This window comes from Streptomyces sp. NPDC059455 (genome assembly GCF_042750115.1).
GTDB lineage: Bacteria > Actinomycetota > Actinomycetes > Streptomycetales > Streptomycetaceae > Streptomyces > Streptomyces endocoffeicus.
Genome location: NZ_JBHYVB010000282.1, coordinates 1 through 11622, shown reverse-complemented (window position 1 = coordinate 11622; position 11622 = coordinate 1). Strand labels below are relative to the sequence as shown.

Here is an 11622-nt window from a genome sequence, read left to right as displayed (position 1 = left end):
CCGCCAGACCGGGAGAGGCGGTCGAGCGCATCGAGTTTCAGCAGGGTTTCGTTCGGATGGCAAACCAGGGCCTCGGTCAAGATCTCAGCCGACGCTGGACGACGACATCCGCGTGATCGTCCTGGCGACCGACGACCCGCACGTCCCCTCTGGGCACGACCTGACGAGCGCCGCGAGCGGTGCCGACTTCGAGCCCGGAGGCATGACCAGTGGCTACCGCAGGCCCGGCCAGGCCGGACCGATGGCCACCGAGGAGGAGTTCTACCTCGGGATGTGCTGGCGGTGGCGCAACGTGCCGAACCCGACCATCGCGCAGGTCCAGGGCGAGGTGATCGCGAGGGTCTGATGCCGGTGTGGCCGTGCGACCTCACCATTGCCAGCGAGGACGCGACCCCGGACGGGTATCCGGCGCAGTACTACCGACGCGGAGTTCGTCACCTGCGTCTGTCCGAGTAGCGGCCCTGATCAGCCTTGCGTCTCCCCCGCCCCCATCCGGCTTCCCTGTACTGGTCACTCGCCACCGGCACTCCGCAACTACCGGGAAGGGAGGCGGGGATGACCCCAGCAATCCACGGGGGAGATCCAGCAGGCCCCCCTTCGCACCGCCCTGGCCATTCGCGCACGGCGCCCCGACCCGGTGACGGATCGTAGGAGCGATACCGCGGCAAGCGCGGCAGAACCCGAGGGCGGCCCCGAACGACATGTCAGACGCTCTTCGCCGTGGACTCCGGCCGACGACCAGCGCGAGCAGTTCTCCCGGCCCTCACACCAGAACCGTGACCAGCAACTTCACGATGCACGCCACATATACGGGCTCGCGGGGGCCGACCGAGGTCGCCGACGATGACTGCAGCGTTCTTTGTGCCACCTGACTCACGCTGGGTCAGCCGCCGATTCAAGGGCCTTCCCCAAAAGACTCACCAGGTGAAGCAGGTCGTCCGTGTCCAGTCGGGCGAAGGGGCTCAGGGCCAGGGTCGCCTCGATCACCACAGACCGCACTCGTCGGCCGTCGTCCGTAAGCGCCACGAGGCGGGAACGGCGGTCGGCGGGGTCGGCGGAGCGTTCGACGAGACCGCGGCTGGTGAGCTGGTTCATGACGAAGCTGAGGTTGGGCGCGTTGCAGTGCAGTCGGTCGGCCAGCTCCTTCATGGAGGGCGGCGCCTCGGCCGGATCGATCACCCAGAGTGCGTGAGCGGTGGCGTGCGTCAGACCCTGTTCGGCCAGGATGGTCGTGATCCGGTCGTTCGTCCGCAGGAAGAGCTCGTGGTTCGCCGCCACTGCCTCCTCAAGGATGCTCCGTGTCATGACTTCATCCTACCCTTTTACTTCGAGACTTGAAGTGCTAGTTTTATTCGAGGCTCGAACTATCGACTCGGTGTACCCGGTATCCAAAAGCGCAGCGAGGTCGAGGTGGCCTGCACCTGCCAAGACCGACGACAAGGGCGAAAAATGACCGCGCTGAATGAGCCGCTGCACCTGAGCCATGGCGCTCCACTGCTCAACAGGATCGCGAAGGCCGCAATGGAAGAGTTGCTCGCCGCGCCGGGGCAGCTGCCCGGTGACAAACTCCTCACGCTCTATCGGCGTTGGGCCGCCGGAGGAGCGGGACTCCTGATCACCGGGCATGTGATGATCGACGGCAGAGCGGTCGCCCAGCCCGCCGATGTAGTGCTGGAACAGGAGACTCCACTGGAGCCGTTCCAGCGCTGGGCGGCGGCCGGCAAGTCGGCGGGGGGACAAATCTGGATGCAGATCAACCACCCCGGGCGCGTCATCCCCAGAGACCTGGCCGACACCACCTGGGCCCCGTCCGCGGTGTCCATCGGCGCCGGTCGCTTCTCCAGCTTGTACCGGACGCCCCAGCCGATGAGCGCCCAGGAGATCGCCGAGACGGTGGAACGCTTCGCCGTGACCGCGCGGCGAGCCCAACAGGCCGGCTTCGACGGAGTCGAGATCCACGCCGCTCACGGCTACCTTCTCTCCCAGTTCCTCTCCCCCCTGGTGAACCGGCGCGATGACCGCTGGGGAGGCAGCCTGCGCAACCGTGCCCGCCTGCTACTCGACGTCGTGAGCGCAGTACGGGAACGGGTCGGCACGGACTTCGCCGTGGGAGTGAAACTGAACTCGGCGGACTTTCAGCGCGGTGGATTCGACACCGGTGACGCGCGAGATGTGATCAAGATGCTCGCCGACGAGGGAGCTGACCTGGTAGAGCTGTCCGGTGGCAGTATCGAGAGCCTGGCCACCGCGGGCCCGGGCTTCGCGGCGGACGGTCGCACCCTTGCCCGCGAGGCGTACTTCCTCGAACTCGCCAAGGAGCTTGTCGCCACCTCGCCGCTGCCACTGCTGCTGACCGGAGGAATCCGCCGACGCACCGTCGCCCAACATGTGATCGACTCCGGATTCGCCATGGCCGGTGTAGCCACCGCGCTGGCCATCGATCCCACACTGCCCGAGCAGTGGCTCGCCGGGAGTGACGCACAGACCCACCCGGCCCGCAGCCGTCTGCGCAACAAGACGCTGGCAGCCGCAGCTGTCCAAGCCGTCACGTTGCGGCGACTTGCCCGCCTAGCCGCGGGCAAGTCATCGAAGACACCCTACTCTCCGGCCGTCGCCCTGCTCCTTGAAACGCTCGTCCGCGCCCGGCGCCGACGCGGCTATCGGAAATGGCGTACGGCCGCCTGAAGCCGGACCGGTTCGTACCGGCCCGTCGGGCCCCCGCGAGCCTGTATATGTGGCGTGCATCGTGAAGTTGCTGGTCACGGTTCTGGTGTGAGGGCCGGGAGAACTGCTCGCGCTGGTCGTCGGCCGGAGTCCACGGCGAAGAGCGTCTGACATGTCGTTCGGGGCCGCCCTCGGGTTCTGCCGCGCTTGCCGCGGTATCGCTCCTACGATCCGTCACCGGGCCGTGGCGCCGGGAGAGCGTCGGAGCGTCTGAGGATGCGGGTGTGCTGAGCGGTTGCGTCGTCCTCGCCGACGGCGCGTAGGAGAACTGGAGGCCGATCACGGAGTCCAGGTCGCGGGTGACGGTGCGGTCCCATCGCGCGACTTCGATGTGAGAGAACGGGGAGCGGGCGAGTACCTCCTGAGAACATCGGACCCATTCATCTAGCCCGCGCTGATGTGCGTAGGGGTGAAGGTGACGGGGAGGCTGGACGGGGCTCGGCACCACAGGGAGTCAACCCACTCGAGCTCCTCGGGCTCGACCGCCAGGGTCAGATCCGGAACCCGGTCGAGCAGCACCTCGATCGCTGTCTCCGCGATGGTCCTGGCCAACTCGGGCGCCCCCGCCGGGCATCCGTAGTCGCCGCCGGTGAAGGACAAATACGCGTTGTTCCCGGCGAAGCCCGCCGTAGTGTCTGGCCACAGCAGCGGGTCCATGTTCGCGGCGGCGAGGCCGAGGACGAGGAGGTCACCGGTGCGGATGCGCTGACCTCCGAGCATGGTGTCCCGAATGGCGAAGCGCCCGATGGCGTTCGGGACGGGGGAGTCCGCCCACAGCACCTCGGCCATGGCCTCGCTGATACTCCTTCGGCCGCCCGCGAGGGTCACGGCGAACCGGCTGTCGGTGAGCATCAGCCGGACGGTGGTGCCGATCCAGTACGACGTGGCGGGAAAGCCCGCGACCATCATCACCATGATGTCTCCGACCAACTGCTCGTCGGTGAGGTTTGGGGAGCTCTGGACGAACCGGGAGGTGATGTCGGGGCCCGGCGCATCACGCTTGGCCGTCACCAGCCGCGCCACTATCTCGGCGGCCCGCTGCTGGGCCAGGATGGCGTCCCCGCTGGCGTCAAGGCTCGCAGTCAGGGCCTGCGCCATGTCCTCGAGCTGATCCTCGGGCAGGCCGAACATCATGCCTATGGCGAGGGCGGGCACCGAGTAGACGTAGTCGAACACCAGGTCCGCCTTGCCGCTGCCGGCGAACGCGTCGATCAGTCCGTCGGCGAAGCGCTCGCAGCACGCACGCAACTCGAAGGGATCGACGGTGGAGAGAGCGTCGCTGACGGCCGCCGAGCGCCGCCGGTGCTCGTCCCCCTCCGTAAAATGGATCATGGGGCTGTAGGCCACCCAGGGCATGAGGGACCAGTCGGGCGGAACCTCGTCCCAGCGGTTCCAGCGACGGGGGTCACGGCCGTAGGTCTGGGTGTCGCCGAGGACCTGGCGCATCTCGCGGTAGCCGAGGACGAGCCACGCGGGGATGTCGGCCTCGAGCAGGACCGGGGCGACCTGCCCGTGGTCGCGCCTCATCCGCTGGTAACTCTCGGTCGGATTCCGCAGAAACTGCCGCCCGTACAACGGCGAGGCGCCGCCGTGGGCGGGGCAGCCGGGAGGCGGCACCACCGAGCCCGTGCCGTCGGGCATGTCCTGAGGGTCCGGAATATCCTGCGGGTCCTGGAGATTCGTCACGAAGTCTTCCTTGAAGCGTGGATCAGCGCGGCCGCGGGTACAGCGAGAGGCACAGGCTAACCGTGGGACCCGATCGGACCAACCGCCAGAACGTCTCCATCCCACAACTATGCAGGATTGCTGCCTCAGCGCGCGGGCAAGCGCCGTCGCCGCCGCCACACGAGGGGCACTGATTCCGGGGCGGCGGGGGCGGACGGTGTTCGCCAGAAGTGCCAAGTAGCAGCCCGAAGCGCGACACCAGGCTGGTGCCCGTGAACCCGGTATGCCCCGCCGCTCCCCGCCCCGCCAACTCCCCCATGAACCACGCCTGGTCGACCTCGAAGCCCAGACCCGGGGCGGTCAGCATCAGCTCGACGGCCTCGGGCCCGAGGACCGGCCCGTCGCCCGCCAGCAGGGGCCCGGCACAGGACCGAGAGGTCACCCGCCGTCGAGAAGAGCCCGGCGTGGCCCGCGGCCCCGCCCATCGGGTAGGCCTTCTCGTCGCGCCCCCACACACACCATCCCCCGGTCGAGCTTGCCCCACGGGCGCCGCTGGTCCTCGGTCGCCGCGATGCGCGGCAGCCAGGTGTCCGGTGGGCGAAAGCGGGTGTCGGCCATGGGGAGCGGGCCGGTGGTGCCTTCCCGTACGAGAACGTCGAGCGATCGACCGGTGGTGTGCTCCAGGACCCGTTGCAACAGCAGCGCGTTCAAGTCGGAGTAGCGGCGGGCCGCGCCCGGCGGCGCCTTGGAGGGCTCGGCCGCAGCCGGTCCAGCCGCACCCCGGGCTCGGAGTACTCGTACACCGGCAGCTCAGGCGGCAGTCCCGAGGTGTGGTCGAGCAGCTGCCGCTGCGTGAGGCCGTGCTCGGCGGCGGCGTCAAGTTCCGGGGCGCACGAGGCGATCAGTCCGCCCAGCGCGATCATGCCGCGCTCGATCTCCCGCATCGCCACGATCGCCGTGAACAGCTCGGTGAGCGATGCCAGGCCGAAGTCGGTGCCGGTGCGCATCGGCACCCACCGCTCGCGCAGCGAAACCATCGTGGGTGCGCCACCGCGAGCATGGTGGTCTACCGCTGCATGACCACCGGCATGGCCTCTGCGACCTTCCGCCGCTCCCGCCCCGTGAGGACACTGGTACCCGGTGCCGATGGGCCACGGTCACCGGAATGGCCTCCCCTTGGGCATGCTGTGCGCGCACCCAGGAGCGCTCGGCCTATAAGGAATGGCAGGGGTGGGTGAAGGCCGCCAACCGCAAGGTGCGCTACGCCGGTCGCCGCGCTGCACGCCACCGGCAGATGGACATGGATTGACCGGGGCAGTCAGTCTCGTATCAAGCAACGCCGGTGCATTCTCGAGTTCGGTAGGTAATCGGGTCTGCGGAGCCGCAGCTCGTGTCCGCTTCGTAGTGGGCGTCGGCCACCAACCCGGCCACGTAGGAACGGAGTTCCTCGCGCGACGCGGCGGACTCCCCGGGTGAGCACGGGGTGATGCCGTGGGCCCGGTCGGCCAGGGCCCGCAGCCCGTTTGCCCGTGAGCACGTCACCGGCGGTCTGCCGCGGTGTGCTCTCAGGGCCACTACGGCCGGCGGGATGAAGGCATGGCTGACCAGGCCCCGCAGCCTTCCGTAGTCGGACGGATCGAGGCTGGTCAGCGCCGTCGGTTCCGGCCCTAGCGGGCGGTCGGCGGGCGCCTGCGGTGTGACGGCCAGCGCGCGGCTGAACCGGTCCTCGGCGAGTACTTGGCGCCCGAGCCTCCGCCTGGTCACCGCCCGGAGGCGGTCGGCGGCCGAGTCCATCGGCCGCGCCCGAGGAAATCGTCGAGGTCGGCCAGCGGGAGCGTGGTGGTGACATGGCGACGGTCGTCGGGGAGCGATCCGTGGTTCAGCAGTGATCCGCCGGACCCAGCGCGTCGTACGCCTTGCGGATGAGCAGCTGTTCGACGTCCGGGTTTCCGTTGTGGGAGGCCGTCGAGGAGGACGTGCTGGCCGGGCTGAGCCTGAACCTGCCCGTCGAGGAGCATCTGGCGGAGATGGTGCGAGGGCTGGACGCCTGTTCAAGATCCTCGGCTGCGACTTCAGCCCGCGGTTCCACGACCTGGACGATCAGCGGTTCCGGCGGGCCACGGTGCCCGGCGTCGAGACGGGCACGTACGGCGCGGTGGAGGACCTGAGGCTGGGGTCTCGTTCGGTCGCCGAGGGCCAGCGCACCCGGTCAGGGGCTGCGTCCTGCCGCTCCTGGGATGCCGCCGAGGACGACGAGAACGGGGCCCCGGTCAGCGAAACCGGGAGTTCAGTCCGCGAACGCGGCCACATACGACGCCACGCACGGCTTCGGTGTGGCCAGTGAGGTGACGACGTGGCCGTCGACGGCGACTGGCGGGTCGAACGGCACATGGAGCAATCGCTCGGAACGGGACCCGGTGAGCTGCTCGGCCGGCATCAGTGTCCAGCCTCCGGGATCACGGCCCACCTCGAACAGCACATTGGACACGTCCCCAGCGGGCGGGCGGAGCGGGGCCACGGGCAGAGCGGCGAGGAGCGCGTCGTGCAGGGGCGGGTCGCTCTCACGGGCGGGGAGCCGCAGCCCGCGTGGATCGAGGAGATGCAGGCCGATCGCCGACGTGCCGGCGGCGGGGTGGTCGCGCGCGAGCACGGCGTGTACCGGCTCGGACCAAGCACGCACCACCGTCATCGCCGATGAGGCGATCGCGCCTCGTACCAGCGCCAGGTCCAGCTCACCGTCGCGGACGGCGGCCAAGCGCGCGGTCACCGGGAGATCGATCAGCTTCGGCTCGGCGGGGCGTTCACTCACGCGCAGGCGGTCCAACGCGCGGTCGAGCCGCCAGGTGGCACAGGACGCCGTCCCGATCCGCAGGACCGCGGCTGGTTCTCCGGCGACGACCCGTACTCGGGCCGCCGCGGCGAGGGTCTCACGGGCCGTGGCGAGCACCCGTTCGCCGGCCGGGGTGAGCCGCACCCGCCGGGAAGTGCGCTCCAGCAGCCGCACCCCGAGTTCGCGTTCGAGTCGGGTGATCTGCTGGCTCACCGCTGACTGCACGATGCTCAGCCGTTGTGCCGCCCGCCCGAAGTGCAGTTCCTCGGCGACGGTCACGAAGTAGTGCAGTGCCCTCAGCTCCATCCCTCTGATCTATCACATTGTGTGATCGCTGCTGGAGGATTCTGCTTCTTGTTCACCGGGGTCGTCGCCGCTGTGATGGATGTGAGACCTCCATAGCGGCCAAGTCACCGGCTGCCGCGAGGTGGAAAGACATGAACGGAGAACACAAGTGAACCGCGTAACCCTGGGAATCATCGGCACCGGCATGGTCGGTAGTGCGGTGGCCCGCCGCGCAACCGACGCGGGTCTGCACGTCGTCCTGAGCAACTCCCGTGGTCCCGAGACGCTGGCCGATCTGGTCGCAGAACTCGGCGACCGGGCCACCGCGGCCACCCCGGCCGAAGCGGCGAGCGCTGGTGATCTGGTCCTCGCCGCCGTGCCGCTGGCATTTCATGAGCGTCTGCCCCGAGCAGAGCTTTCCGGCAAGACCGTGATCGACCCGATGAACTACGCGTTGTATCCCGGCTTCTCGATTCCGGAACTCGACAGCAACGAGCTGACCTCCAGTGAACTGGTGCAGCGCCACCTCGCGGACAGCCGAGTGGTGAAGGCCCTGCACAACTACGGCCCCAAGCAGATGCTGGAGATGTTCCGCCCCGCCGGAGCCGACGACCGCACCGCACTGCCGCTGCATGGCGACGATGCGACCGCCAAGAAGGAGGTGGCCGATCTGCTGGACGTTCTCGGCTTCGACGCCGTGGACCTCGGCACGCTGCCCGAGAGTTGGCGCAGTGAACCCAACACCCCGCTGTACGCCCTTCCCTATATCGGGCAGCCGCCGTCAGGCCTCACTCCCCAGGAATTCGTGGCCTGGGCCCAGCAGGCCACCGGCATCCCCGTCCCCGCCGCCCGCATCAAGGAACTCGCCGCGGCCGCAGTGCGCGGCACCGCAGGTTTCCGGATGTAGCGACTGACGATCGACGGCACGGCCTCAGCCCCGTGAAGGCAGTGCGGCTGTGCGGGATGGGCGGCGAATGGGACCTGCCGGCTTCTCTCAGAGGTGCTCCTGTTCCCGCTGTCTGATCAGACTTGCCGGGCCGGTGAAGGCTCGGTGCCGTAGCCGCCAGCAGGTGAGCACTTTCGCTACCGGAAACACCTGGTTTCCGTGGTCAGACCGTGACCCTGCTGGTCGGCCAGGAGGCCAGACCGTTTTCATGGGGTGGCGTGCCCACCTCATGGGGCGTCAGCACAGGATCCATGAGACCACGTGCCGCGCCTGCCGCAGGCTGCAGAGGAAGCGGGGCGCCTGACCAGGAGGGTGAGGTGCCGCTGATCGGCAACGACTGGGCCGAAGACCACCATGACCTTGAGATCCAGGACGACACCGGCCGGAAACTGGCCGGCGCGAAGCCGCCCGGGGGCGTGGAGGGGATCGCGAAGCTGCACAAGCTCGTCGCGAAGCCCGGCGGCACAACCGCGACGCGAAAGCGGTCACGATCCAGACCGCGCTGCGCAAGCGGCAGCTTCGAGGCACACCACGATGTCGAGTCCTCCTCCGGCCCGCGACGCCGCTCGGCGGGCGGCCATGGTGTTGTGCGCCCCTTCTGCGGCCCACCCGGTGGCAACGTCCACCGGATGGGCCAAGCGGCGCTGTGAGCACGAGGAAGTGTTCGGCACGGTCAGCAACCCATTGAGCCGACCCCAATGGTCTGCGATCTGCTGCCGACTGGTGTGCGCCGCTGTCATCTGCGGAGCGGGTCAGTGCCGGGGGCTGAGTTCGGTCGCGGGTTCTGGCCGCACGCCGACCGCTGGGGACTTGGCCAACCGTTCGCCTTCTATGTCGACGATGGGCAGGACACGGTCGATCCAGGCGGGCAGGAACCACGCCCGGCGGCCGAGGAGAGCCAGGACCGCCGGCACGATGGTCATGCGGACGATGAAGGCGTCGAGGGCGACAGCGACCGCGAGGCCGAGTCCGAGGGCCGCGATGACGGAGTCGGTGGAGCTCATGAAGCCCGCGAACACGCAGATCATGATGATGGCCGCGGCTGTGATGACCTTGGCGCTGTACTCGAAGCCCGTGACGACGGCCTGACGCGGATCGGCGCCATGGATGTATGCCTCACGGATGCGGGTGACCAGGAAGACCTGGTAGTCCATGGCCAGGCCGAAGACGATGCCGACGGTGAGGATGGGCATCAGGCTCATGATCGGCCCGGGCTGTTCGACGCCGAACAGGTCCTTCAGCCACCCCCACTGGAAGACGGCCACCACGGCGCCGAGCGAGGCCAGGACGGACAGCAGGAAGCCCAGTGCCGCCTTCAATGGCACGAGCAGGGAGCGGAAGACGAGGATCAGGACCAGGAAGGCCAGTCCGACGACGACCAGGAGGTAGGGCATCAGGGCGGCGCTGAACTTGTCGGAGACGTCGATGTTCAGCGCGGCGGTGCCGGTGACCATGGTCTGGGCGCCGATGGAGCGCTCCGTGCTCGTCGCCAGGGAGCGGATGTTGGCGACGAGGTCCTTGGTCGCGTCATCGGACGGCGCGCTGTCGGGGATGACGGTGATGATGGCCGTGTCACCGGAGGTGTTGAACACAGCGGGGGTCGCCACGGCCACGTCGTCCAGTTCGCGGATCTTCGAGCCCATGGTGACGGCGGCTTTTTTGGCCGTGGCCGCGACTTGGTCGGTGACGACCACGGTCAGGGGGCCGTTGAAGCCCGTTCCGAAGGACTGCGCGAGCATGTCGTATGCCTTGCGCTGGGTGGTGGACGGCGGCTTGGAGCCGTCGTCGGGCAGTCCGAGCTCCAGCCCGCTGACCGGGAGCGCGAGCACGATCAGTGCTGCCACAGCGGGGACGAGAACCCGCACCGGTCGGCGCACCACCGCCGTGACCCACTGTCGGCCGAACCGCGCCTTGGTCTCACGGCTGTCGCGGCCCTCCGCGCGGTCGCGGGAACGTCCGCGGACGCGTTCGGGGGCGAAGGCGAGCATGGCCGGGATCAGCGTGATGGCGACGAGGACGGCGACGGCGACGGCTCCGGCGGCGGTGATGCCCATGGCGGTGAGCACCGGGAGGTTGACCACGGCCAGGCCGACGAGGGCGATCATGACGGTGAGGCCGGCGAAGACCACGGCCGACCCCGCGGTGCCGTTCGCCCGGCCCGCTGCCTCGCGGGCGTCGTGGCCCGCGGCACGTTCGGAGCGGTAGCGGGAGACGATGAACAGCGCGTAGTCGATCCCGACCGCGATGCCCAGCATCGTGGCGAGTGCCGACGTGCTGCTGTTCAGATCGAAGACCGAGCTCAGCGCTGTGATCGCGGAGAGGCTGATGCCCACTCCGACCACGGCCGTCAGCAGCGGAAGACCCGCGGCGATCAATGAGCCGAGGGTGATGAGGAGGATGACCGCCGCCAGGGCGAAGCCGATGGCCTCGGCCGAGGTGCCCTCCTCCTCCGTGGCGACCGCGTTGCCGGAGGCTTCGACCGTCAGCCCGGTCCTCCTGCCCTCGCTCAGAGCGTCGTCGAATCGCTCATGGTCACGATCGGTGAGCTCCGCGGCCGTGATCCGGTACGTGACCGTGGTGTAGGCGGTCGCACCGTCCTTGCTGATGGTTCCGCTCTTGAAGGGGTCACTGACGGTACTGACCCGGGAAGAGGAGGCCGCCAGGTGCTTCAGGGTCGCGCCCACCGAGGCATGGTTCCCCTTACTCGTGATCTTTTCCCCGTGCGGGGCCCGCAGCACCACGCGGGCGGTGGCGCCGCTCGCGTTGGCCGCGGGGAATTTGTCGCCCAGCAAGTCGTTCGCGCGTTGTGACTCGGTGCCGGGCAGGGCGATGGCGGACGACGAACCGCTGGTGGTCTGCGCGGCGGCGGCGCCCACAGCGGCAACGACGATGCCCCAGAAGACAAGCACCAGCCAGCGCCGCTTGAAAGCGGTCCGACCGATCCAGTGCAAGAAGGTGGCCATGAGGGTGCGGAAAACTTTCTACTTATGCGGTGTTGGGACGGGAGGTTGGGACAGGGAAGTGCTGCACACGCCGCTTACTTGGACGGCGCGCTGGTCACAGGCCGATCCTTGATGAATGTCGCCGACCGCCCGCGATCACCATCGTCGGCCCGGCGCATGGGGCGGCACGTCAGCCCTACGTACCGGGTGGGCGCGCGGCTGTCGGTCGT

9 protein-coding genes and 1 pseudogene are annotated in these 11622 nt (G+C 68.8%); 4 read left to right on the top strand and 6 right to left on the bottom strand.

Going from position 1 to position 11622, the window contains the following annotated elements; all coding sequences use genetic code 11:
• Positions 1–112: 112 nt before the first annotated feature.
• Complete coding sequence (locus tag ACFXB5_RS49000; RefSeq protein WP_385221360.1) at positions 113–346, top strand: hypothetical protein; 234 nt, start codon at positions 113–115, stop codon at positions 344–346.
• Between the two features lie 527 nt (positions 347–873).
• On the opposite strand, the gene ACFXB5_RS48995 is transcribed toward ACFXB5_RS49000, so the two are convergent.
• Positions 874–1305, bottom strand: coding sequence for a MarR family winged helix-turn-helix transcriptional regulator (locus ACFXB5_RS48995; RefSeq protein WP_385221357.1), 432 nt, complete (start codon positions 1303–1305; stop codon positions 874–876).
• Between the two features lie 144 nt (positions 1306–1449).
• Here ACFXB5_RS48995 and ACFXB5_RS48990 point away from each other — a divergent pair, with 144 nt between their 5' ends.
• Positions 1450–2685 carry an NADH:flavin oxidoreductase/NADH oxidase family protein gene (locus ACFXB5_RS48990; protein ID WP_385221355.1) on the top strand — a complete coding sequence of 412 codons (1236 nt, stop codon included), beginning with the start codon at positions 1450–1452 and terminating at the stop codon, positions 2683–2685.
• A gap of 423 nt (positions 2686–3108) precedes the next feature.
• On the opposite strand, the gene ACFXB5_RS48985 is transcribed toward ACFXB5_RS48990, so the two are convergent.
• From ACFXB5_RS48985 to ACFXB5_RS48970, 4 genes and pseudogenes are all read right to left on the bottom strand, one after another.
• On the bottom strand, positions 3109–4410 hold the full coding sequence (locus tag ACFXB5_RS48985; protein ID WP_385221352.1) for a cytochrome P450: 1302 nt from the start codon (positions 4408–4410) through the stop codon (positions 3109–3111).
• Between the two features lie 417 nt (positions 4411–4827).
• Positions 4828–5396, bottom strand: a pseudogene (locus ACFXB5_RS48980) (serine hydrolase domain-containing protein).
• Between the two features lie 322 nt (positions 5397–5718).
• Entirely contained in the window at positions 5719–6183 is a 465-nt protein-coding gene (locus ACFXB5_RS48975; RefSeq protein WP_385221349.1) for a hypothetical protein, read from the bottom strand.
• Positions 6184–6676: 493 nt separating this feature from the next.
• Positions 6677–7525 (bottom strand): LysR family transcriptional regulator, encoded by an 849-nt coding sequence (locus tag ACFXB5_RS48970; protein ID WP_385221346.1) that lies wholly within the window; start codon positions 7523–7525, stop codon positions 6677–6679.
• A 121-nt stretch (positions 7526–7646) separates the two neighbouring features.
• Between ACFXB5_RS48970 and ACFXB5_RS48965 the strand changes: the two genes are divergently transcribed.
• Together ACFXB5_RS48965 and ACFXB5_RS48960 are read left to right on the top strand one after the other, a co-directional pair.
• Positions 7647–8411, top strand: a complete 765-nt coding sequence (locus ACFXB5_RS48965) for an NADPH-dependent F420 reductase (protein WP_385221344.1) — start codon at positions 7647–7649, stop codon at positions 8409–8411.
• Positions 8412–8767: 356 nt separating this feature from the next.
• The gene (locus ACFXB5_RS48960; protein ID WP_385221341.1) at positions 8768–9100 is read left to right on the top strand and encodes a hypothetical protein; all 333 of its coding nucleotides are present in this window, start codon (positions 8768–8770) and stop codon (positions 9098–9100) included.
• A 102-nt stretch (positions 9101–9202) separates the two neighbouring features.
• Here the strand turns inward: ACFXB5_RS48960 and ACFXB5_RS48955 are convergent, their stop codons facing one another.
• A complete protein-coding gene (locus ACFXB5_RS48955) occupies positions 9203–11413 on the bottom strand; it encodes an MMPL family transporter (protein ID WP_385221338.1) in 2211 nt (736 codons plus the stop codon).
• Positions 11414–11622: the final 209 nt, after the last annotated feature.

Bases quoted from the DNA above. Each gene is read 5' to 3' on its own strand.
- ACFXB5_RS48955 (WP_385221338.1), bottom strand. From the start codon at position 11,413: ATGGCCACCTTCTTGCACTGGATCGGTCGGACCGCTTTCAAGCGGCGC.
- ACFXB5_RS48990 (WP_385221355.1), top strand. From the start codon at position 1,450: ATGACCGCGCTGAATGAGCCGCTGCACCTGAGCCATGGCGCTCCACTG.
- ACFXB5_RS48995 (WP_385221357.1), bottom strand. From the start codon at position 1,305: ATGACACGGAGCATCCTTGAGGAGGCAGTGGCGGCGAACCACGAGCTC.
- ACFXB5_RS48970 (WP_385221346.1), bottom strand. From the start codon at position 7,525: ATGGAGCTGAGGGCACTGCACTACTTCGTGACCGTCGCCGAGGAACTG.
- ACFXB5_RS48975 (WP_385221349.1), bottom strand. From the start codon at position 6,183: ATGGACTCGGCCGCCGACCGCCTCCGGGCGGTGACCAGGCGGAGGCTC.